The sequence below is a fragment of the Prochlorococcus marinus XMU1406 genome (genome assembly GCF_017696055.1).
GTDB lineage: Bacteria > Cyanobacteriota > Cyanobacteriia > PCC-6307 > Cyanobiaceae > Prochlorococcus_A > Prochlorococcus_A marinus_W.
In genome coordinates, this window is record NZ_JAAORG010000003.1 from 159,645 (window position 1) to 182,960 (window position 23,316).

General features: G+C 32.9%; 23 protein-coding genes. 7 read left to right on the plus strand and 16 right to left on the minus strand.

The genetic code is table 11. The features are described 5' to 3' along the window. Genes larB through era form a run of 4 tightly spaced genes read right to left on the minus strand, consistent with a single transcriptional unit; the run spans position 1 to position 3,229 of the window. Positions 1-657, minus strand: a complete 657-nt coding sequence (gene larB, locus HA149_RS07175) for a nickel pincer cofactor biosynthesis protein LarB (protein ID WP_209114386.1) — start codon at positions 655-657, stop codon at positions 1-3. After that, positions 654-1,100 (minus strand): TIGR03792 family protein, encoded by a 447-nt coding sequence (locus HA149_RS07180; RefSeq protein WP_209114388.1) that lies wholly within the window; start codon positions 1,098-1,100, stop codon positions 654-656. Before HA149_RS07180 ends, larB begins: the two co-directional genes overlap by 4 nt. Then, on the minus strand, positions 1,097-2,317 hold the full coding sequence (gene trmD, locus HA149_RS07185; RefSeq protein ID WP_209114390.1) for a tRNA (guanosine(37)-N1)-methyltransferase TrmD: 1,221 nt from the start codon (positions 2,315-2,317) through the stop codon (positions 1,097-1,099). Before trmD ends, HA149_RS07180 begins: the two co-directional genes overlap by 4 nt. Further along, a complete protein-coding gene (era, locus tag HA149_RS07190; protein WP_209114392.1) occupies positions 2,318-3,229 on the minus strand; it encodes a GTPase Era in 912 nt (303 codons plus the stop codon). It abuts the gene before it with no gap. Positions 3,230-3,267: 38 nt separating this feature from the next. Between era and HA149_RS07195 the strand changes: the two genes are divergently transcribed. Then, positions 3,268-3,795 (plus strand): hypothetical protein, encoded by a 528-nt coding sequence (locus tag HA149_RS07195; protein ID WP_209114394.1) that lies wholly within the window; start codon positions 3,268-3,270, stop codon positions 3,793-3,795. Between the two features lie 54 nt (positions 3,796-3,849). On the opposite strand, the gene HA149_RS07200 is transcribed toward HA149_RS07195, so the two are convergent. From HA149_RS07200 to HA149_RS07220, 5 genes are all read right to left on the minus strand, one after another. Then, entirely contained in the window at positions 3,850-4,587 is a 738-nt protein-coding gene (locus tag HA149_RS07200; protein ID WP_209114396.1) for a Bax inhibitor-1/YccA family protein, read from the minus strand. Between the two features lie 74 nt (positions 4,588-4,661). After that, the gene (locus tag HA149_RS07205) at positions 4,662-5,618 is read right to left on the minus strand and encodes a PhoH family protein (RefSeq protein ID WP_209114398.1); all 957 of its coding nucleotides are present in this window, start codon (positions 5,616-5,618) and stop codon (positions 4,662-4,664) included. A 36-nt stretch (positions 5,619-5,654) separates the two neighbouring features. Then, positions 5,655-6,020: a 30S ribosomal protein S16 gene (rpsP, locus tag HA149_RS07210; protein WP_209114400.1), complete on the minus strand. Its 366-nt coding sequence runs from the start codon at positions 6,018-6,020 to the stop codon at positions 5,655-5,657. Between the two features lie 54 nt (positions 6,021-6,074). Then, entirely contained in the window at positions 6,075-7,526 is a 1,452-nt protein-coding gene (gene ffh, locus HA149_RS07215; RefSeq protein WP_209114402.1) for a signal recognition particle protein, read from the minus strand. Between the two features lie 47 nt (positions 7,527-7,573). Beyond that, entirely contained in the window at positions 7,574-9,679 is a 2,106-nt protein-coding gene (locus tag HA149_RS07220; protein WP_209114404.1) for an IMS domain-containing protein, read from the minus strand. Between the two features lie 113 nt (positions 9,680-9,792). Between HA149_RS07220 and pdhA the strand changes: the two genes are divergently transcribed. Beyond that, positions 9,793-10,866 carry a pyruvate dehydrogenase (acetyl-transferring) E1 component subunit alpha gene (pdhA, locus tag HA149_RS07225; RefSeq protein ID WP_209114406.1) on the plus strand — a complete coding sequence of 358 codons (1,074 nt, stop codon included), beginning with the start codon at positions 9,793-9,795 and terminating at the stop codon, positions 10,864-10,866. A 1-nt stretch (position 10,867) separates the two neighbouring features. Here the strand turns inward: pdhA and HA149_RS07230 are convergent, their stop codons facing one another. Both HA149_RS07230 and HA149_RS07235 read right to left on the minus strand, forming a co-directional pair. Continuing rightward, a complete protein-coding gene (locus HA149_RS07230) occupies positions 10,868-11,809 on the minus strand; it encodes an RpoD/SigA family RNA polymerase sigma factor (protein WP_209114408.1) in 942 nt (313 codons plus the stop codon). A 140-nt stretch (positions 11,810-11,949) separates the two neighbouring features. Then, a complete protein-coding gene (locus HA149_RS07235) occupies positions 11,950-13,515 on the minus strand; it encodes an NAD(P)H-hydrate epimerase (RefSeq protein WP_209114410.1) in 1,566 nt (521 codons plus the stop codon). 48 nt (positions 13,516-13,563) lie between these two features. On the opposite strand from HA149_RS07235, the gene mnmA reads away from it, so the two are divergent. Beyond that, complete coding sequence (mnmA, locus tag HA149_RS07240; RefSeq protein ID WP_209114413.1) at positions 13,564-14,718, plus strand: tRNA 2-thiouridine(34) synthase MnmA; 1,155 nt, start codon at positions 13,564-13,566, stop codon at positions 14,716-14,718. On the opposite strand, the gene HA149_RS07245 is transcribed toward mnmA, so the two are convergent. After that, positions 14,711-16,198, minus strand: coding sequence for an acyltransferase (locus tag HA149_RS07245; RefSeq protein ID WP_209114415.1), 1,488 nt, complete (start codon positions 16,196-16,198; stop codon positions 14,711-14,713). The two genes, mnmA and HA149_RS07245, sit on opposite strands and share 8 nt — an antisense overlap. Positions 16,199-16,284: 86 nt before the next feature. Between HA149_RS07245 and HA149_RS07250 the strand changes: the two genes are divergently transcribed. The 3 genes from HA149_RS07250 (at position 16,285) to sodX (ending at position 17,771) form a co-directional block, all read left to right on the plus strand. Continuing rightward, positions 16,285-16,857: an FKBP-type peptidyl-prolyl cis-trans isomerase gene (locus HA149_RS07250; protein ID WP_209114417.1), complete on the plus strand. Its 573-nt coding sequence runs from the start codon at positions 16,285-16,287 to the stop codon at positions 16,855-16,857. 78 nt (positions 16,858-16,935) lie between these two features. Beyond that, on the plus strand, positions 16,936-17,409 hold the full coding sequence (gene sodN, locus HA149_RS07255) for a superoxide dismutase, Ni (protein ID WP_209114420.1): 474 nt from the start codon (positions 16,936-16,938) through the stop codon (positions 17,407-17,409). A gap of 32 nt (positions 17,410-17,441) precedes the next feature. Then, positions 17,442-17,771 (plus strand): nickel-type superoxide dismutase maturation protease, encoded by a 330-nt coding sequence (gene sodX, locus HA149_RS07260; RefSeq protein WP_348535646.1) that lies wholly within the window; start codon positions 17,442-17,444, stop codon positions 17,769-17,771. On the opposite strand, the gene HA149_RS07265 is transcribed toward sodX, so the two are convergent. From HA149_RS07265 to HA149_RS07280, 4 genes are read right to left on the minus strand one after another with little or no spacing between them, the layout of a single operon-like run. Next, a complete protein-coding gene (locus tag HA149_RS07265) occupies positions 17,768-18,439 on the minus strand; it encodes a hydantoin utilization protein A (protein WP_209114423.1) in 672 nt (223 codons plus the stop codon). The genes sodX and HA149_RS07265 overlap by 4 nt on opposite strands. Before the next feature lie 55 nt (positions 18,440-18,494). Then, complete coding sequence (trpC, locus tag HA149_RS07270) at positions 18,495-19,382, minus strand: indole-3-glycerol phosphate synthase TrpC (protein ID WP_209114426.1); 888 nt, start codon at positions 19,380-19,382, stop codon at positions 18,495-18,497. A gap of 5 nt (positions 19,383-19,387) precedes the next feature. Continuing rightward, entirely contained in the window at positions 19,388-20,833 is a 1,446-nt protein-coding gene (gene lpdA, locus HA149_RS07275) for a dihydrolipoyl dehydrogenase (RefSeq protein WP_209114428.1), read from the minus strand. 11 nt (positions 20,834-20,844) lie between these two features. Next, positions 20,845-21,702 carry a TrmH family RNA methyltransferase gene (locus HA149_RS07280; RefSeq protein ID WP_432421772.1) on the minus strand — a complete coding sequence of 286 codons (858 nt, stop codon included), beginning with the start codon at positions 21,700-21,702 and terminating at the stop codon, positions 20,845-20,847. Between the two features lie 174 nt (positions 21,703-21,876). On the opposite strand from HA149_RS07280, the gene murA reads away from it, so the two are divergent. Beyond that, positions 21,877-23,241, plus strand: a complete 1,365-nt coding sequence (gene murA, locus HA149_RS07285; RefSeq protein ID WP_209114430.1) for a UDP-N-acetylglucosamine 1-carboxyvinyltransferase — start codon at positions 21,877-21,879, stop codon at positions 23,239-23,241. The last annotated feature ends 75 nt before the right edge of the window (positions 23,242-23,316 follow it).

Genomic DNA, 23,316 nt, shown 5'->3' on the forward strand with positions numbered 1-23,316 from the left:
TTAAGAAATACTTTTAATAATTCTGAGTGCCGCCATTGCTGCGCCGTAACCATTATCTATATTCATAACTGAAATACCTGGAGAACAACTTGACAACATACTATTTAAAGCAGTTTCTCCATCCTTACTAACACCGTAGCCGACTGAAACAGGTACTGCTATTATCGGTTGTGCCAACAATCCGCCCACAACTGTTGCCAAAGCTCCTTCCATTCCAGCACAAACTATTAATACATCATATTTATTAATTTCTTCTAACTGACTCATCAATCGATGAAGTCCAGCTACTCCAACATCTATAAAAGATTGACAATTCACTCCATAAATTCGAAGCGCTAATTGTGCTTCAAGTGTTACGGCCAAATCGCTTGAGCCGCCCGAAATTATGGCAACTTTTTTATTCGTATTTATTTTATTCAGATTTTTCCCAATTATTAGGCAATTTGCTTCTTCATAGAATCGTGCATCATCATACAAATCTAAAAGATGTTTAGCCTTTTCACTATTAATCCTAGTAATAAAAACAACCTCATTTTTACTTAATACATTTTCAGATAATCTCTCTAATTGGTCGATACTCTTATCTTGTCCCCAAATAGCCTCAATGATTCCAAGTCTATCTCTTCTTTGAAAATCAAACTTAATATCAAAATTCATCTTTGCTTATCTAATTCTCCCTCATAAATTAATTCAAAAGGATTTTCGCCTATATTTAGAGCAGCTTTAACGTTATCTTCAAATTTTTGTTGAACTACATTTACTTCTGACATTGGTATGCTTTTCCATAATTTCTTACTTTTCCAATTTACCAATATTAAAGCTTCTTCTTTTTCTTTATCCCAATATAATTGTCTTCCCAAAAAACCATCTTGAGAAGATAACCATGGCTCCCATATTTCTTTTTCAGCATTTAACCAAGCTGCTTTTACATCGGCAGGTACTTTAAGTCTTAATTCCTCTATGATCATTTCACTTTGATAGTTATCCATTGTAAGAGCTTTTAAATTGGGAATATCAGATTGAAAAATTACAAATACTAAACAGATTAATAGTAAACAAAATTTTTGAAATTTTTTTTTCAAATTTAAATTAAATCTCATTTTTTCTCAAGTAGAACTACTGAATGGCAACTTATACCCTCTTCTCTCCCTTCTGGACCCAATTTCTCATTCGTAGTTGCTTTAATTCCAATTAGATTTTCATCAATATTCAATATTTCAGAAATATTTTTTTTCATTAGTTTTATATGTGGCATGATTTTTGGCCTTTCGGCAACGAGAACACTATCAATATTATTTATTTCCCAACCATCTTGTCTTATCAAGTCAATTACTTTTGATAACAAAAACAAGCTATTAGCATTTTTCCATTTTTCATCAGATGGGGGGAAATACTTTCCTATGTCGCCGAGCGAAAGTGCTCCCAATAATGCATCCATTATTGAGTGACTTAAAACATCAGCATCACTATGACCATCCAATCCTAAATTTTCAGGATGATGCAATTTTACACCTCCAATAATTAAATCTCTATCCTCTACCAGTCTGTGAATATCGTATCCATTACCTATTCTAAATTTCATGAATTGATTATATTCTTTTATTATTCTCTTACTTTGCGGGGATTTTTTGTAGTTTTCATTTGAAATTAAGTCACTTCTTCTCTCCAATGTTCTTTCAAAACTTTTTTGTCTTCTCCACGATTTAATCTCTTCATGATTACCGCTCACTAGAATATCTGGCACTTTCATATCTTTAAAAGTTAACGGCCTCGTGTATTGAGGATATTCTAATAAAGAAGAATTATGACTCTCATCGACTAAGGAGTCTGGATCACCAAGAGTTCCTGGTAATAATCTAGTCAAACCGTTAATTATTGATATAGCAGGTATTTCACCTCCAGAAAGTACATAATCGCCTATCGAAATCTCTTCATCAGCTAAACATCTAATCCTTTCATCAAAACCTTCATATTGACCACAAATTATTATGATTTGATCCAAAGTGGACCATCTCGCAAGATCCTTTTGCTTTAGGACTTTACCCTGTGGGGTCATCAGCAAAGTTTTACTTTTAGGTGATTTTCTAATTGATTCATATGCCTTATAAATAGGTTCAGGTTTTAAAACCATACCTGCTCCTCCTCCATAAGGCTTATCGTCTACTTGCCTGTAAGAACCTTCTCCATATTCTCTTAAATCATGTAAATTTACATCGATCAAATTCTTATCTAGAGCTCTTGTGATGACCCCTAAATTATTTATTAATTCAAAAGCTTTAGGGAACAATGTAATTACATCAAAATTAAAACCACTCATTTAGAAATCTTCCTCATAACCAAACTCAATTAACCTTGATTCTTTTTTTCTCCAACTTGGAACAACTTTCACAAACAACTCTAGGTGAACTGGACCATCAATTAATTTTGACATATTTGATCTTGCTGACTGACCAATCATTTTTAACATTGAACCTTTCTTTCCAATAAGAATGCCTTTTTGAGTTGATCTTTCAACAATAATAGTAGCCAAAATAGCTGTAAAAACTTTGCCATTTTTTCTTTTCATTTCCTCTCTCTTTTCTATCTTTACTGCGACACTATGTGGTACCTCTTCTCTTGTATTTATTAATACCTGCTCTCTTACTAAATCAGATAATAAGTTATCTAATGGTTGATCGCAAATAGTCTCTTCGCCATAAAGTTTTGGTCCCTCTGGAAGAAAATTAAGTGCCATATCAACTAGTTCAGAACATCCTTCTCCTTGAGAAGCACTTACAATTTGAAAGTTTCTATTAATTCCAAAAAATCTTCTATATTGATCCAATCGTAAACTCCTAAATTCTTTATTAACCAAATCCCACTTATTTAAGGCAACAATAAACTCAGTTTTATTTGCGATTAAAAAGTTCAAAATATATTCATCACCTCTACCAGGTTCTTCACTTGAATCAATTACAAAAATTACCATATCAACTCCATTAATTGCAGATTTTGCATTTTTTACTAATATCTCTCCAAGTCGATGATGAGGTTTATGAACACCTGGCGTATCAACAAAAATTATTTGCCCATTGTCTGTAGTAAGTATTCCTTTTAATTTATTTCTAGTAGTTTGCGCTATTGGAGAAGTAATTGTTATTTTTTCTCCAATCAATTTATTTATTAAAGTAGATTTACCGACATTTGGCCTTCCTAGTAAAGTTACAAACCCAGATCTATAATTGGACAAAGACTTTTAATGCATCAATAATAAAATTCTGATCAAAAATGGAAAAAAAAACCATAAATTTAAATGAAGCTTCGTTCACTCAAGCAATAAACATATCCGCGCAATGGTGCAAAGAGTGGGGTGAAGATTTACTCAGCGAAGAGGTTTTAGCAGATAGAATCGCAGAGCTAACTAAAACAAGAAATGGACTCAGAGGATTTTTTGCATACGCTTTATCAGATAAAGATTGTTTTTTGTTAGATAAACTTCCTTTTTCACTAATTTACAAACTGAACGAAGGTGGCGATGCTATAACAGAAATAGTAGTAAAAAATTTAATAATGAGTTCCGCTCAAATTATCATTCATCGAAGAGATAATAATCATGAATATGAAATAACATCGGAAAATATTTCAGATAGATGTAAGGCTATTTTGAGACTGCTAGAAACTAAGTCAGTTACAAAGTCTGTCAATCAAGTCATTAGAGACTTAGATAATATGGGAAATAGTTTTAATAATTCAGTCAAATATGACTCAGAGCAAAAGGAATTTATAAAAAAACAAATTCTTGATATCGCCCAATAAAAAAGCGTAGAAATAAATCTACGCTTTGGGTTAGTTGTTTAATTAATTAATTTGTTAGTCTCTTCTTCCGCCGCCTTGAAGTGCAATCATTAGTCTTAATATAAAAACAAAGAGATTTATATAAGTTAAATACATACCTAAAGCACCTGCGAGGTATTGATCATCATTATATCTTCTTGGCATTGTATAGAAATCCACGAAAGACATAGCAACAAATAAGACAGTTCCAAACCCTGCAATTATCAATTCAAGTCCTGAACCTCCAAAAACACCTGGAGCAAAAAATCCTCCAATTAATTGGACAAACATCGCTATGAGTAGTCCTATCAACCCAAGACCAACTACTCCACTTAGTGCTTGACCAACACTATCACTCATTCTTTGGCCAGTGTAGGATGCAATAACGAAAGTTATACCTGTAGCTAAAGCAGCTGTTCCAACCGAACCAATACCGATTGTTCCTATAGCTAAAGCTACAATTCCACTTAAAGTGAATCCAGTTAACAAACTAAATGCCGTTAGTAAAGGCAAGGCTTTTGCATTATTTGCATTATTTGCAGCGCTTGTGGCTATAAAAAACAATATCAATTCTGCAATTAAAGCAACTATTGAGAGAGGCTGGAAAAGTCCAGGATTTGTTGCTATCAGTGAGATACCTGCCAAAACGCCTAAGGAAGTTAGCACCATTCCTCCGCCTACGTAAGGTAAAGCTTTTTGAACAACATTAGGTCCAACTATTGAACTGGTTTGCGCTTCACGAATAGCTTGATTAAAATTACTACTTGCTGGCATTTTTATAAAATAAATATGAGTATATTCTACTTGATTTTTAAAATTTCAGGGTACGGATCACCAGAGTAATTAATTTATTGATAAGCCTCAATGATTTTCTGCACTAAAGGATGACGAACTACATCTTCAACATTTAAATAGCAAAATTTTATACCTGGAGTTTCAGAGAAAATTCTCGATGCTTCGATAAGGCCGCTTTCCTGATCTTTTTTTAAATCAATTTGCGTAATATCACCGTTTACAACCATTTTAGATCTTTCACCTAATCTGGTTAAAAACATTCTCATTTGAGAGCAAGTTGTGTTTTGTGCTTCATCCAAGATAATCAATGAATTATCTAAGGTTCTTCCTCTCATAAATGCTAAAGGAGCAACTTCAATAATTCCTTTATCGATTAAAGAATTCGTTCTATCAAACCCGAAAATACTATGTAAAGAATCAAATAGGGGTCTTAAATATGGATCTACTTTTTGTTGCAAATCACCAGGCAGAAATCCTAAACTTTCGCCGGCTTCTACAGCTGGTCTGGTTAAGATGATTTTTTCAATTTTTTTCTCGTTCAATAATCTTGCTGCGCAAACAGTTGCTAAAAATGTCTTGCCAGTTCCAGCTGGACCAATTGCGAACGTAAGATCAAAGTTTTCAATTGATTCAACATATTCTTTTTGCCTTATAGTTCTTGGTCTTAAATATCTTCCTTCTTTGGAACGCGCAAGAACTTTTTTTCCAAGTTCAGCATGCGAAGACGACTCTCCCATATTTAGAGAACTTAAAGCCGCTTTAAGATCTACTTCTGGGACTTCTAACCCTTGTTCCCAAATTGGTCTTGTCAGCTCTACTAATGCTGACGCTCTCTCAATGTTAGATATGACACCGTTCATCTCAAGTTGTAAACCTCTTATAGTTAAAGAAACTCCTGTAAGAGATTCAAACTTTTTTAAAAAAGAATTACCCGGTCCAGATAATGCTGTAGCGGCATCAGAGCTTGGCAAATCTATAGTGAAGTGACCAGTTTTGGAAACTTCCTTCATCTAGTTATTTTATAAGAATAAAAATTAATCAAACCACTAGCTTTCAGCTTCATTACTATCGCTTACAGCTTCATTACTATCATTTTCTTCGTCTTTAGTTTTGGCTTTAGCAACTTTTTCCTGCTCTATCTTAGCCTTACCAATAGCGATAGAGGGCCTCTCTTTTTTTTCTAATAAACCGCCTTTTTCCAATAAAGATCTTACAACATCAGTTGGCTGAGCACCCTGAATAAGTCTTGTTCTTAAAGCTTCTGTATCAAGCCTAGTTTCTTTAGTTCTTGGGTTATAAAAACCTAGTTCTTGTAGAGGTCTACCATCTCTTCTGGAAGTACTATTGCATGCAACAATTCTGAAACTTGCCTCTTTTTTCTTTCCAAAGCGCTTAAGGCGCAATTTAATCATTTTAAATTAATACGTTTTTAATAATAATATCATTTAAAGGTAAAAATTTAGAAACTACAAATCTGCAAAACCTTTTTTCTTTTTATTATTTTTTTGTTTTTTCATTTGTTTATTACCTCCCATTCCTGGCATTCCTCCCATTCCTGGCATTCCTCCCATTCCTGGCATTCCTCCCATTCCTGGCATTCCTCCCATTCCTGGCATTCCTCCGTTCGACATTTGTTTCATAAAGCCTCTCATTCTTTGAAAATCAGCTAATACTTTATCTACATCTTTTGCTTCATAGCCACTACCCTGAGCAATTCTTTGTCTTCTTGAAGGCTGAGCAGCAAGAACCTCAGGTTTTTGTTTCTCTTCAAGAGTCATTGAAGAGATCATAGATTCTATTTTCTTGAGTTGATCTTCTCCATCTTTTATCATCCCATCATCAATTTTATTCATACCAGGTATTAATTTTATTAATCCACCAAGTGATCCCATCCTTTTAATTAATCTCATTTGCTTAACAAAATCATTAAAATCAAAAGTTGCTTCTTGAAGTTTCTTTTGCATAGCTTCTGCATCAGCGAGCTCAACTTCCTTTTGGGCTTTTTCAACAAGTGTCAATACATCACCCATACCTAAAATTCTGCTAGCCATTCTCTCTGGATGGAATGGTTGTAGTGCCTCTATTTTTTCGCCTACACCAATAAATTTAATAGGTTTACCACTTATTTTTCTTATTGATAAAGCAGCTCCTCCTCTTGAATCGCCATCCAACTTGGTTAGTATCGCCCCTGAAATGCCCACTTTTTCATGAAATGACTTTGTCAAGTCAGCAGCTTCTTGTCCAATCATAGAATCAACAACAAGTAAAACTTCATCAGGATTAGAAACTTCTTTTATCCGAACCATTTCACTCATCATTGAATCATCAATTTGCAATCTTCCTGCAGTGTCAATAATGATCGAATTAAAATTATTTTTATTCGCATAATTCAATGCATCCTTCGTTATCTCTTCTGGTTTGCTATTTTTTTCTTTAGCTGAAAAAACTTCTAATTCATATTGACTTCCTAATGTTTTAAGTTGTTCTACAGCTGCTGGTCGATAAATATCTGCAGCCACTAAAAGAACCTTTTTTTCTTTTTCCTTTAAATAAAGGCCTAATTTCCCTGTTGCAGTTGTTTTACCAGCTCCCTGAAGTCCTGCCATTAAAATAACAGTGGGGCTATTTTCATTTTCGTTTAATGGAGAATTCTCATTCCCCATGATGCTAATCAATTCTTTATTTACAACCTCAATAAATTTTTGACCTGGGTTTACGCCCCTAACAACTTCTTCTCCGATAGCTTTATCTTTAACATCTGATATAAAATCTTTTACTACAGATAAACTAACATCTGCATCAAGAAGTGCTCTTTTTACCTGATTCAAGGCATCATTGATATTGTTTTCACTAATTTTTGCTTCGCCTCTTAAACCTTTTACTGCGTCTTCAAAGCGTGATGATAGTTCATCAAACATTATTAAAAAGAATTTTTAAATATTATAGATGATCTCGAAGTTTATACTTACAAACCACTAACGAAATCAACCAATTTCCATGATTTATTTGAAAAACCCAAAATATATTTAACTTTAAGAGGAATCAATGATGTTTCATTAACAAATTCTCCAGAATTCTTTACTATTCTCTCTAGATAATTTAATTCCACTAAAACAACTATCCGAGATGACGTTTGCGAGTCCAAATCAATCTTACGAATTTGGGAATTAATTTCTTTATAAATACCCTTCTTGATATCGTTCTGTCTTTCTTCGATTGTACGATCAATTAGACCTTTACTAACAAACTTAGAGAGATTAATTTCACTCTTTCCCGATAAGTAATTACTTTTACTTAGAAGCCATCCATTAATTAAATTCCTTATATCTTCCAAAGAAGGTGAAGGGGTATTAAGTTCTTTGAATTCATAGGAAATGACTGAAGTAGACTTCTCAGGAATAGAATCCAATTTGCTTGAGGGATTTTTTTTTATTTCTTTAGCAATATCTTTCTCACTAAGCTTTTGCTTTTTATCTATGGCAATTAAAGTTTTTTCAGCAATAGCTCCTTCCTGAATTGACTTTTTTAAATTATTTCTTAAAAATCCAATACCAATGCCAAATGCAAATAAGAAGAAAAACGCATAAATATAAATCAAATAAGGTGACCGATTGATAATCTCTTTATCCTTCAAGAATTCGCCAAAATTAAACTTTAATTCAGCAATTTTTTCAATTAAAAAATTATAAAACTCTATTGGTTTTTTCTTAAAGTATTCCTCGTTGAATTCGTTTTCTTTGATCTCTACCTGTTCATAATCTTGTTTTATGCCACCAGGCCAAGGTAATCTCCTTTCATCATTATTAACTAATGTATTATCAAAATCTTCAGTCGTTTTTGTAGAAAATTCCTTCTCAATTTGTTGGTTTTGAAAATTTGATCTAATTGCAATTTTATTTGATTTGATTTCTAATTTTTCAATAAATTCTTGAATTTCCCTATCTTCAAACCAAGAATCTAAATCCACCTCTTTTGAGTCAATATCTCTATAACCAACTAAAACATCATTCTCTAACCAATTTTTACAGAAAAGACATATCGCCTCTAATTTATTTCCAGGAAAATTATTAAGCCAATCTCGTAAATTTTCATCAGAACTACTTGAAAACCTTGCAGAAGCCTGGTCAATATCAGCTAAAAGCAAGTCTAAACAACCAATTAAAGGCATTGAATCAAGACCGGATAAATTTAGTTTCTTTAAAATTCTCCTAGCTTCAAATAATTTTTCCGGCTTTCTTCTAGAGAAACCAATAGCTGTTAAGGATAGAAAAGCTAAAAATCCAGCTTCTAATGATCCTCTTTTTTGTAATACAAGAAACAAATCAATCTGTTCTTGCACTGTCAAAAATGGCTTAATTTGTTGAAAAAAAGCTTCAAACTCTTGCTGATTTAAATAATCTTTATATTCAGATTTATTATTACCTTCCAAACCGCCTCTTTTGGTTATTAAATTTTCCAACATACCTAAGCCTTTTTTATGCGATTCTTGATCATTTAGATCCCTACTAAGTAGATCTAGGATTCTATAGGGAAGAAGAGCAACCAAATCTTCTTCGAGTTCTTTTCTTATATCTCCAAGCTTTCCCATTCTTTGTAGAAGTTGTATACCCTCATGTAAAAAGTCAGCCGCGTTCGAATAGGATCTAAGCTGTTGTTCTTGAATTGCAGAATCTCTAGCTGTTAAAGCAGCCAATAATGTTAGATCAGCTTCTCTACTACTTCCTAAAGCTGGAGTTTGTGGGGGCTGCAATGCTTTTCTCGTAATTTTAAAAGCTTCTTTTGGTGAACCCGATTCCCAAAGAAGTATTAATCCTGCTACTTCTCTATTTGAGGAAAACTCTAATCCAGATTTTCCATTTAACATTAAATTTTCGTACTCTCTTCTGCTTTCTGGATCTGTAAGTAGATCGGCAGTAAGGCGCAGCAACTCAGATCTTTGGGTTAAAACTTCATAAGTAAAACCTTCATCTGGTGTTTTATCTAACCGCAATTGAAACGCCCTTAATATTTCCTCAGAAGTTGCAGAGGGGCTTACGCCAATTAAACGAAAATGGTCTAAAGGAAGTTCCAAACAAATATCCTATTGAAATTTCTTAGACAAATTTTATCAAGTTAATTTTTTTTTTCACAGGGTCTTACAGAGTTATTAAAAAAAATCATGAAAATTGCCCTTCACATCTTAGAATGTTAACAAATCAAAACTTCGTTAAGGTATTTTTCTTGGAAACACACGTAGAGAGAATCTCAAATCTTCAAGACATTAAAAAAGCCAAATTAGATCGAGAAACCGGATTATTTCTTTATGAAGACATGACGCTTGGTCGTAGGTTCGAAGATAAGTGTGCAGAAATGTATTACAGAGGAAAAATGTTTGGTTTTGTTCATTTATATAACGGTCAAGAGGCTATAAGCACGGGAGTAATTGGCGCCATGAAAAAGAAACATGATTGGTTTTGTAGTACCTATCGCGATCATGTTCATGCACTAAGTGCGGGTGTTCCCTCATTTGAAGTTATGAGTGAACTTTTTGGTAAAGCTACTGGTTGTAGCAAAGGGCGAGGTGGATCCATGCACTTATTTTCAAGAGAGCATCACTTACTCGGAGGATATGCATTTATTGGAGAGGGAATTCCAGTTGCTTTAGGGTCAGCCTTTTCAAGTAAATACAAAAAAGAAGTTGCTGGTAATAGTACTAGTGATGCAGTAACTGCAGCATTCTTTGGAGATGGGACTTGCAATAATGGGCAGTTTTTTGAATGTTTAAATATGGCCCAGTTATGGAAATTACCCATAATTTTTGTTGTTGAAAATAATAAATGGGCTATTGGTATGGCTCACGATAGAGCTACTAGCAATCCTGAAATCTGGAGAAAAGCATCTGCTTTTGGTATGCACGGCGAAGAAGTTGATGGTATGGATGTATTAGCAGTTCGAGGGGCCGCACAAAGAGCAATTGAACGAGCTAGAGCAGGAGAAGGGCCCACACTTCTAGAATGTCTGACCTATAGATACAGAGGGCATTCACTTGCAGATCCAGATGAATTAAGGTCTGAAAAAGAGAAGGAGTTTTGGGGGAAAAGAGATCCTATTAAGAAATTAGCTCAAGAAATTATTGATGGTAAATTCGCAACGGAAGAAGAATTAAAAATTATTGAAAAGAAAATTGATGCAGAGATATCTGATTCTGTTAAAAATGCTATCGAAGCACCTGAACCTCCTTCAAAAGAATTAACTAAATATATTTGGGCAGAAGATTAGATTAAATACCACTAGGTAATTTTCTAGTTAAATTTCTTAATTTTCTTAGTGCCTTAAGTTCAACTTGTCTTACTCTTTCTCTCGAGACTTCTAATAATCTTCCAATTTCAGCAAGCGTATGTCTCTCATTTGCATCAAGTCCAAACCTTAATTTGAGAACATGTTGCTCTTGCTCACTCAAATGACTTAACCACTTCCCAAGTTGCTCTTGATGCATTTTTTGTTCAACTTGATCTAAAGGTTCTTCATTATTAGTATCTGCAATCAAATCACCTAAAAAGCTCCTTCCATCATCACCATTTACTGGAGCATCTAAACTACTTGTAGATAAGGCTTGTCTTAAAACAGAATCCAATTCTTCAACATCAATTTCCATCGCCTCCGCAATTTCAATTCTGCTTGGCATAGCACCAAGTTTATGAGCCAAATCTCTACTAACTTTTCGAATGGAAGCCAACCTTTCACTTAGGTGAACAGGTAATCGAATTGTTCTTGATTGACATGCAATTGCTCTTGTCATACTCTGTCTAATCCACCAAAAAGCGTAAGTAGAAAACTTATATCCTCTTGTCGGATCAAATTTTTCAACAGCCCTCTCTAACCCAAGAGAACCTTCTTGTACTAGGTCAAGAAGTTCTAGTCCTTTACCTTGATATTTTTTTGCCACACTGACAACTAATCTTAAATTAGCTTTCATCATTCTTTCTTTGGCTCTTCTGCCAATTTTTATTATTCTTTTTTGCTGAGTTGTAAATTCATTAATCTTTTCATTTAGTTGTCCATCTTCTGTAAGAATCATCATTTTCTGGACTTGATTACCCAATTCAATCTCCTCTGCAGGTGTTAATAACGGAACTCTCCCAATATTTTGCAGATACCAACTTATTGGATCATTACTTCTTCTCTTGGGTGCTTCTTCTTGAATTGGTAACGATGAAACCATTTATTGACCTGAATTAGGTATTAAAACTTTCCTACACTTTTTAAGAAATAGCCAAATATTTAATGCGCGCTTCAGATTTCAAGTAATATTTGTACACTTATGTGTTTAAAACTAAAAATAACTCTATAAAATTGTTTCTTTCAAGATATTTGTCTCATTTTTCTATTTCTCATTAATTTCGACAATTCGTCTCCAATAGCAGAAGCATTTGACCCTTTTTTGCACTTTGATGCAGAAAATGAATGCAAAAGTACGTATCTAGCAAAAAAATCTGTTGTTATATTTCTACAAAAGGTTAAATCAATCGCAGAACTGCCAGCTATAAATCCAGATAAAAGATCACCCAATCCTGCTCTAGCGGTCTGAGAATCGGTTCCAAAAAGTTGCCATACTTTTTTATTATCTGCAACTATGCTGTTAGCTCCCTTTAATAAAATACTAATGTTAAATTCTTTTGCTGCTTCAAAAGCTAGCCCAACATTTGTATCTGATTTGATATCAGGGAATAGCCTTCTAAATTCTTTCCTATGTGGTGTGATCCATGTTTTAAATTTCCTTTCTAAAAAGAAATTTGCCCCTAACTTAGATTCCGAAATTCTATTAAGTGCATCTGCATCCAAGATCAATAATCCTCCAAAACCTAAAAGATAATCTTCTGATTTTTGCCAATCATCATTATCAATTCCTATTCCTGGGCCAACTGCTAATGAATCAAATGCACTTAAATCAATATTCTTTAATGCACTAAATAAAGATGCATTTCCGTTATGGTTAGATTGCATAGCTTCTTTTAAAACTATTTCTGGGGCAACTTGCCAAAAAGATTCAGCAACTGTCCGAGGCAAGACCGCAGAGATAAAGCCTGCTCCACTTGATATAGCCCCTTTTAATGCTAAGTATGCAGCGCCAGGATATTTTTCACTTCCGGCTATTAGTAATGTTCTACCTCTTTTATATTTGTTGAAATTTTTTGGTAAAGAAGGTAAATCAATATTTTTTAAATCTTTATAAGTAACCTTAAAAATCTTTTTATCAACTTTGGACAATTTACTAATAGGTAAACCAATATCTATATGGTTCAGTTCTCCAATATAAGGTAAAGCAGAATCTTGTGTTAACCCAATTTTATTAAGACCTATAGCTAAGGTGTAGTCTGCCTTTACTGCATTATCTAAAAAAGGCTTTCCTTTATCAGGACATAATCCTGTTGGAATATCAATGCTTATTATCTTTCCATATTTGTTATGAAATTTTTGATTAAATAGCTTAATTAATTTATTATCAACTTTTCTTGTTTGATTATTACCAAAAACCGCATCGATCCAGAGTTCTTTGCCATTTGCATCAGGGGGGGCTACTAATTTTGTGACACCAATAGATGTAAGATAATTAAGGTGGTTATTTGTTAAAGTTTTTCTAATCGGAAATGGACTCCATACCTGAACTAAAAAACCTTTCAAAAAAAGCTCTCTAGCTATTACAGCACCATCACCACCATTATGACCAGGCCCTATCAAAACAGTTATTCCATGTTTTAGGAGAGATTTCCTTTTCATGAGCCATCTACTAATTTGGATACCAGCTTTTTCCATCAATGCTTCTTGTGGCATTCCATCAGAAAACATTTCTTTCTCTAATATCAACATTTGCTTTGAATCAACAATTAAATTTTTTGAATCAATTGTTGGCCATCCAATTTCATTCATAATTAATACAAAGCAATCGAAGTACTTTTCAAAAAATTTTAAACTTCCATGTTAAAGACACAAAAGGATAAAAAATTAGAGAACTATCTTTCTACTAATAATAAAACTAAAAAGAAGAAAAATATTATTGTAGGTCTTTCTGGTGGAGTAGATAGTTCCCTTTCAGCTGCTCTTCTTGTTGAAAGAGGCTGGAATGTTGAGGGACTAACTCTTTGGCTAATGAAAGGACAAGGCTCCTGTTGTTCTGAAGGATTAGTAGATGCTGCCGGCCTTTGTGAAGATTTAGGAATTAATCATAAAATAATAGATTCAAGAGAAATTTTCGAAAGAGAGGTAATTAAAAAAACTACTGAAAGCTACGAGAAAGGATTTACTCCACTTCCATGTTCGATGTGCAATAAGAATGTGAAGTTCGAAGAGATGCTTAATTACGCAATAAACAAAAAAGACTTTACTCATATTGCAACAGGACATTATGCAAGGATAAAAAAATCAACTTATGCTGAAAAACTTGATTGCAAGAGCTTAGTATTTAAGGACTTCCTTCTTCTTAGAGGTGCTGACCAAAACAAAGACCAAAGTTATTTTCTTTATTCTATTTCACAAGAAGTACTAAGCAGATTAAAATTTCCTCTTGGTGAAATGAAAAAAGAAGAAACAAGAAAGGAAGCCCTTAGATTAGGCCTTAGAACTGCTCAAAAACCAGAAAGTCAAGATTTATGTTTAGTTGAGCATTATGGATCAATGCAGAAATTTATCGACAAACACATTGAACCCAAAGAAGGAGAAATTGTGCATGTAAATGGGAAAGTCCTAGGAAATCATAATGGTATTCAGCACTTTACGATAGGTCAAAGAAAAGGTTTGGGCATTGCTTGGCCGGATCCATTATATGTAAAAAGTTTAGACAGGGTAAAAAACATAGTTTATGTAGCGGATAAAAGTGATCTTCTTAATAAAGAAGCAATAATTAGTAAGGTTAACTGGGTTTCAATCGAAGAACCTAAGCAAGAGATAGAAGTAGAAGCACAAATCAGATATAGAAGTCATCCAGTAAAAGGAACTTTAATACCCTTGAAAAATTTAGATAATCCAAAAACATTTAAATTAATTTTTGATGAAAGTCAAAATTCGGTAACACCTGGACAAGCTGCGGTTTTTTATAAAGGAGAAATTTTATTAGGTGGCGGATTAATTAATTAATTTTCCAAAAAAAATTTAATCCCATTAAAAATATAAACAATAACAAAATAGGTTTATCTCCAAATTTTGTATACAAAGTCTTTTCGGATGAGAAATTAGGGAAAACTATTTTATTTTGTTCCACATTTAAATCTAGAAGTTGAATTATTTTTCCATCATTTTGAACTAAACCCGATGGGCCGGTGTTTGATACAAGTAGATTATCTGTTTTATTTTCAATACTCCTTAATCTAGCCAAAGATAGTAATTGATTATAAAGCTTAGCTGGATAGGGATCTAAATTTGCTGCAGTTATTATTAGTTTTGCACCGTTATTAATAGCCTTTCTTATTTTCAATCCATCACTAATTTCATAACAGATAGCTACTGCTAATGGGGGTGTAAATTTAGGATCAAAAAATCTTGAAGCAGAGCCTGGTTGAATTCCTCCTACTGCAGATAATCCGCTTGAAAAACTATCTAGAAATCTAGGTATTTTTTCACCTAATGGAACAAGTCTATTTTTATCTATAAATGAGGTAAAAGATTTATCTGCAATTTGAAATCCGAGTAAAGAACTTCTTAACTCATTATTAGAATTTCTGAAACCTCCTGCCAACATGTTAACCCTACTACTTTTATCAAGATAAAAATTATTAGGTAGAGTTCCTTCAGGAGCAACAAGAAGTTTCGCTTTGTTTGATAAAGCATATTTTTGAGCGATAGATTGTTTTTCTTTAATAAATTCATCATCTATTTTTAATTTTTCTCTTGTTGGTATATTAGTTTGCCAAATAGCTACTGGATATTCATAATTTCTTTTTATTGGAGTTATTAAGCCTCCAAATAAATGTAAGAAAAAAATAACCAAAAGTCCTAAAAGAAATATTTTTTTAAAATAAAGTTTTCTTCTCCATCTACCGTGACTAAAAAAAATCCAAAATCCTATCAATATTTGTAATACGCATAAACCACTTGCGCCAATCCATCTTGCCAAACCAGCAAGATAAATATCACCTGGGATAAGACTCTCTCCTAAACCTATCCAAAAAAAAGGTGTTTGAGAAAGTATCAATTCACCAATTCCCCAAGTCAAAGATAAAAAAAATACTTTTACTGATAAAGGTAATATTTTCATTTTAAAAACATCCTCTTTCCAGAGAATACTTTCAACTAACAATCCCCATAAATAAACTAATATCCCACCCAAAAAAGCGCAAAATAATAATATTGAAATGGCGATTATTAAACTTGAAAGCCATGAAAACCCAAGCCATGTTAATGGATGAAGATCATATAACCATGAATGACTTATCAAAATGAAGAAAAAACCCCACCAAAAATTTGCTATTCGTCTCTCACTTCCCTTCCACAAAATAAATAAAGATATCGGCATAAAAATCAGCCAAAAGTTAGTTGAAACAGAAATTCCTCCCAGAATTCCTCCTAAACAAGGATAAAAATATTGTCTTAGACTTTTAATTTGAGTTGGGATTAACAATCTAAAATTACGAAATTAAATTTATAACCACCCATTTATTGTACCTTCATTCTGTAAACTAAGTTTTAGTAACTTTCAAAATTTAAGTGAAAGAAGTCTTTATTAGTTTTGCAGTTTTTGTTTTTTGTGTTTCATTAACTCTTTTCAGTCAATTTAATTCACCACAAGTTGTTAATGCTGCCGAATCAGAAACTCAGTCAGTACAAAAAACAACTGTTGCAAAATCATCAAATGTCTCAAATAATAATTTATTTGAACTAGACCCATCAGATCCAAATCCTATACTTTTCGCTATGGCAGAAGAAACACCATCAGACAGCAATTCAAGGACTACAGAAAGTGGTCTAATTATTGCAGATATTGTAAATGGGGAAGGAGATGAAGCCAGCGCTGGACAAACAGTTACAGTAAATTACACAGGGACTCTAGAAGACGGAACCCAATTCGACACAAGTATCGGTAGAGCTCCATTCAGCTTTCCTTTGGGTGCTGGACGAGTAATAAAAGGCTGGGACGAGGGTGTAGCAGGTATGAAGGTTGGAGGGAAAAGAATATTAACAATCCCTCCGGAACTTGGATACGGATCAAGAGGAGCAGGAAATGTAATTCCCGCCAATGCAACTTTGATATTTGAAGTTGAATTATTAAAAGTCAATTAAATTAAGTAAGAAAAATATCTAAGACTTTTCAATTTACTTAATCTCCAAGTAATATATATACAACACCAAATATTTGAAATGTTAAGTAAATTAATCAATTCTTTCCTAGATAAAAAAACTCCAATGACAGTCCATGCTCACTGTGATGGACCTTGTGGTGTTTATGATCCAGCATCTACGAGAGTTGCTGCTGAAGCAGTTTTATCAATGACAAAAAAACTTATTGCACTAGAAGCCCCCTCTAGCACTGATTCAGCAGAGTGGGCTACTTACAGTAATACATTTTCTAGATATGTTGCAGTTAAAGAAGATCAAGCAAAAGAAACGAAGAAAGAAATTCTAATTTTGTGGACAGATTACTTTAAACCAGTTCACTTAGAAACTTATCCAGACTTACATGAAACCATTTGGAAGGCGGCCAAATTATGCAGTGCATGCAAAGTTAATATTGATTTAGCACAAGCAGAAGAACTCATAAGTTATGTAGAAAAGATTCATAATATTTTCTGGGCTTCAAAAGGAAGATCAGACGCTTTTGTAAAAGCTAGTTAATCAGAATTATTTTCAAAAGTTTTTTTGATTTTATTTTATTCTTTTTAGGTTTAAGACAAACCGCAATTATTAGTGGTGAATCAATGTTACCTTACCTAAAAGAAGGGGACATTGTATTTTTTAAAAAATATAAAAAGAATAAATCAATACTAAAAAATCGCCAAATAGTTATTTTTTATCATCCACTTAAAAATAAAAATCTAATAAAAAGGATAAATTCAGTGAATCAAAATAATATTGAGGTTTTTGGCGACAATATTGAATTTAGCGAAGATAGTAATAAATTTGGATTAATCAATAAAGAAAAAATAATTGGGATTGTTACCTCTAAATTAATTATTCCTAAATTAAAAATTTTTTAATTCAAAAAAACAGAAGCACTTCTTTGAATCCAAAATAATCCCATAGAAAAGGAAAGCCCACCTGCTAAAGCTATTAATCTTTTAATAAATTTTTGATTTGCTTTAAAGGTGGTAAAAGATATTAAACAAGTAAAAAGATTCATACTTATTAGTGAACCAATCAAATATGAAATCAAATATAAGAAAGCACTTGTTAAAGGTAGTGCTAAAGCAGGAAGAACTGCAAGAAAATGTGAACCTCCAGCTATACCGTGAAGCAAGCCTAAACCTGTCAAAGCATGTGAATGCTTATTATTATTTTTTTGTTCTTTAACATGAAAGTGAAAGTGACGATGGGCAATTCCATTCTCATGCTTATGTGAATGCGAGTGGATACTTAATTGAAAAGAATTTTTTATAGCAAATACTCCCACAATTAGAAGAGAAATTCCCACTAAGAATTCGGCAATATTGGAAAATTTGTTTAATGGAGTAATATCTTTAACAAAAATCGCTAGAAAAGCTAAAAGGAGGACTCCCGAAGAGTGTCCTAAGCCCCATGAGAAACTATTTTTAAGAGCTTTTTGGGGATAATTAATCGCTGCTGGTGCCATTGCAACTAGATGATCAGCGCCACTAATAACATGCACAAATCCTGCAACTATACCTGTAAAAATTACAGCCTGCATATATATTCAGTACAATTCTGTTTATTCAATTTTATAGCACGATTTGAAGGCAAAATTAAAGTGAGTTAAATAATCTCTTGAAAGTTTGTTCAATATCACTTTCTCTCATAAAAGTTTCACCAATTAATACTCCCTTGATTCCAAAAGATCTAAGCGATTCTAAATCTTCGGCACAATTAATTCCGGATTCACTAATGGGAAGAATATTTTGTTTTAAAAATATATCAGCATATGTATGCATCAATTCTATTGATGTTTTTAAATCCGTTTTAAAAGTCTTTAGGTCCCTATTATTTATTCCAATAAGATTAAAAGATTTTAACTTTAGAATCCTTTCTAATTCATTATCGTTATGAACTTCAACAAGGACACTCATCTTTAAATTATCAGCTATTTTCTTTAGATAAATTAAATCGTCATCACTTAAAATCGCAGCAATTAATAATATTGCATCAGCACCAGATACCCTTGCTTTATAAATCTGATAAGCAGAAATAATAAAATCTTTGCAGAGTAGAGGGAGATTAGTTGATTTCCTTACAGTTTCGAGTATTTCATAACTACCTTGAAAAAACCTTTTATCAGTAAGTACTGAGATACATGATGCACCTAATCCTTCATAACAAACTGCTATATCTTCAGGATTAAAATCTTTTCTAATAACTCCTTTACTCGGACTAGCTTTTTTTATTTCAGCAATTACTCCTGGTTTTATTTTTGACTCCAAGATATTTTTATAAAAATCTTTGGGAGCAGGAAGGTTTTCAATCTTTTTGATTAGATCTTCTAAAGAAACTATTTTTTTAAAATTCTTAATTTCAATGTCCTTGTGCCATACAATTTCTTCAAGAATATTTTTTGCTTGTGCTTCTCTATGAGGTACAGCATATTCTAATTTTTCAACCCTTACTGTCGGATTTGGTGGCCTACGTCTTATCTCCATTAATTTTAGATATTATTTATTTGATAAGCCGCTTGTTTATATGCGACCTCCACTACTTCACTAAGAGTGGGATGAGTATGAACTTCTTTAGATAATTCAATTACATCTTGGTTCCTTGAAATAGCGTTCGAAATTTCTTGTATTAAATCAGCTGCATGTAACCCAAAAATATGAGCACCTAATACTTTCCCATTATCTTTATTAAAAATCAACTTTAGCAATCCATCACTCTCCAATTCAGCTAATGCTTTTGAATTAGCCTTAAAAAAACTTTTGACAACACCCATAGTAAAATTTTCTTTTTCAGATTTCTCTTTAGCTTCAGCTTCAGAGAGACCAACTGAACTTATCTCAGGGTGAGTAAAGGTTGCTGCAGGGATACTTTGATAGTTAATTTCGACATTTTCACCGCAAATATTATCAACAGCAATAGTACCCTGCGCTGCAGCTGTATGGGCAAGCATTAGTTTGCCTGTTACATCTCCAACAGCCCAAATATTAGGTATTATTTCATCACCATTTTTAACTCTCATTTGATCATCTACAGGAATGAAACCTTTTATTGTTTCAATACCAACCGACTCTAGATTTAAGTTATTACTATTAGGACTTCTACCAGTTGCAACTAGTACAGCGTCAACTTCTAAAGTTTCAACAACTTCTTTAGATTTTGGATCTGTCAGCTCAATTTTTACAGGGCATCCAGGTGTTATTTTTGTCGCAAAAACATTTGATTTTGTGTCTATATCTCTTGCTTGAATAAGTTTCTTCTTAGCGATTTTAGTGATGTCTGGATCAAATGTTGGCATAATATTTTCCAAAGCCTCGATCATGGTAACTTCACAACCAAGCGCGGTATAAACATCAGCAAATTCTAGTCCTATATATCCACTTCCAATAATTGCTATCCATCTTGGAAGCCACTCAAGTTTAACAGCATCATCACTAGTAAATACAGTCCTATTATCCAAAGTTATTCCACGGGGTACAAAAGGAGAAGAACCAGTTGCTAAAACAATATTCTTACATGTGAAAATTTTATCAATTCCGTTTTTATCTCTTACACCTACTTTTTGATTTCCTTCAATTCTGCCAATACCCAAAATAATTTCAACTCCACTCCTTTTAAGAGTTTTTGTTAAATTTTCTCTAACATTTAAAACTAAATTATTTGCATGATCTGCAATTTTTGATCTCTCGAACCTTACTGGAGAAGAATGAATACCAAATTTAGCTAAATGTTCATAATCAGCTATTTCTCTAACTTTTCCACTTGCAGCCAAAAGAGCTTTAGATGGAACGCAACCCTTGTTAACACAAGTGCCCCCCATATCTGAAGATTCTACTATTGCGACTTTCAGTCCCTTACCAGCAGCATGTTTAGCGGCATCAAAACCTCCATATCCTGCTCCTATTACGATTAAATCAAAATCAAAATTTGAATCAGTCACTTTTTATTCATTTAATTAGAAGTGTATGCGACTCTTTTTCGTTCTAGTAATAACGGAACTGCAACACAAGCCACATTCAATGATTCTACAAGCTCACTATGCGGAATTGTAATTGTTTCATTAAAAGCTTCTTGAATTTTTTTATGAATACCTTGTCCTTCATTACCCAAAATTAATGCGGTACGTCTAGACCAATCAACTTCCCAATAAGGTTTTGGAGATTTTTTTGAACTTTTATTATGGCTACTAGTAGATAAAATCTTAAATCCTTCATTTGATAATTCAGACAAAGACTTAAGTAAAGAATTTAATATTTCTTCTTCAGTTCCATCAAATCTTAAAAATGGCAGATGAAAAACTGCACCAGAGGATGCCCTTAATACCTTTTGGCCTAATGGATGCGCACCTCCAGCTAAAAAAATTGAATCAACCTCTGCAGCTAAAGCAGTTCTAAAAAGATTACCCATATTCCCAGGATCTTGAATCTTGTCGAGAACAAGAACAAAATCATCTTTTTTATTAAATTGATAATTAGGTATTGCTGAAATCTCTACCAAAGCTGCTATACCATCTGGATTAATTGTTGAAATCGCAGATGCCAAGACTTCCTCTGAGACAATATTTATTAATGAGTGATGAAATTTTTTGCTTAGATTTTGATTTTTTCTTAGCCATTTTTCGGTAACTAAAATCTTAGAGGGATTTTTTCCAGACTTCAGTAATTCTTCAATAAGATGTGTACCCTCTATGCAAAAAAAGTCTTGATCTTTTGGAGATGATCTTCTTTTAAATGATCTAAATCTTTTAACTAGATTATTGTTTTTACTAGTTATTTTTAAAAAAGTATTTTCTATGAGTAATTTGAAAATTTGTTATCAACTATATTTTAATTACATAAATATTTTGATCAATTATTTATTAAATTTTTATTTCCCAAGAAATCAAAAAAATACATTTTCACTTTTAATTAATATTCATGACGTTACATAGGGTGGACTTAATATTATTAGTTTGTCATGATGAACCTAATAAATTAAGTCTTAATGATTTGCGGAAGCAAAAAGAAGTCATATCTTAAATCTCAAAATTTAAAGATTCTTGGCCAAGGCAAGTTAAATGGAATAGTTAAGATAAGTGGGGCGAAGAATTCGGCCTTAGTTTTGTTAGCCTCATCATTGCTTACTAATGAAAAAATAATTCTTGAAAATGTACCTTTTCTCACTGATATTGAAAAAATGGGAAATATCCTAAAAAATTTAGGAGTGAATTTAGTTCATAAAAAAAACCAACTAGAAATTGATCCAACAACTATTTCCATTAAAGAACTTCCATATGAACTTGTTAAAGGATTAAGAGCTAGTTTCTTTTGTATAGGTGCACTTTTAACTAAATTTGGAGAAGCTCAAGTACCCTTACCAGGTGGGTGCAATATTGGCTCAAGACCAATAGACGAGCACATTAATGGATTAATCGCATTAGGAGCAGACATTATTATTGAAGAGGGAATTGTCAAGGCAAAAATAAGGGGAAACAAAAATAGACTTCATGGCACTCATATTAAATTAAAGTGTCCAAGTGTAGGTGCGACTGAAACTTTAATAATGGCAGCTTCTTTAGCTAAAGGAAGAACTACTATTGAAAATGCTGCTAGAGAGCCTGAAGTTCAAGATTTATGCCAAATGCTTAATAAAATGGGGGCAAAAATTTATGACTCCGGTAAAGAAACAATAATTATTGATGGTGTTAATAAGCTAGGCGGTTGCACCCATAAAGTAATTCCAGACCGAATAGAAGCCGGAACTTTTCTAATAGCTGCTGCTGCAACTTCCTCTTCAATAACAATTTCTCCAGTAATCCCTCATCATCTTGAAGCTGTTACTAATAAGCTTAAAGAGAGTGGGAGTAAAATTACGATTAAAGGTAATTCGATTTCAATCAAGAGTAAAGAGATTAAGGGAGTAGATATTGAAACAGCTCCTTTTCCAGGCTTTCCTACTGATTTGCAGGCACCATTTACAGCTCTAATGACAATCGCAAATGGTGAATCAAAGATAACCGAAACAATTTTCGAAAACAGAATGAATCATATTTATTTACTTAATAAAATGGGTGCCCATATAAAACTAAACAAAAACGTAGCTCACATCAAAGGTGTTAAAACAATTAATGGGATGAATCTAGTTGGCTCAGATTTAAGGTCATCAGCTGCATTAATAATTGCAGGAATCATCGCAAAAGGTAGTAGTAAGATCTATGGATTAGAACATTTAGATAGAGGTTATGAAAATTTTGAATTAAAACTAAAAAATTTAGGTATTAAAATAATCAGAGAGATCAGTACTATTGGGGAGAATGGATATAAATTTAAACCTAAATCTGAGAATCTTTCAGAACTGAAAGTAGCTTAGTTTTTACTTAGAGATTCTTAAACTAATCGAGTCATTTAGTTAATTCAAACGTAAGCAATATTGATTAGTGAGATA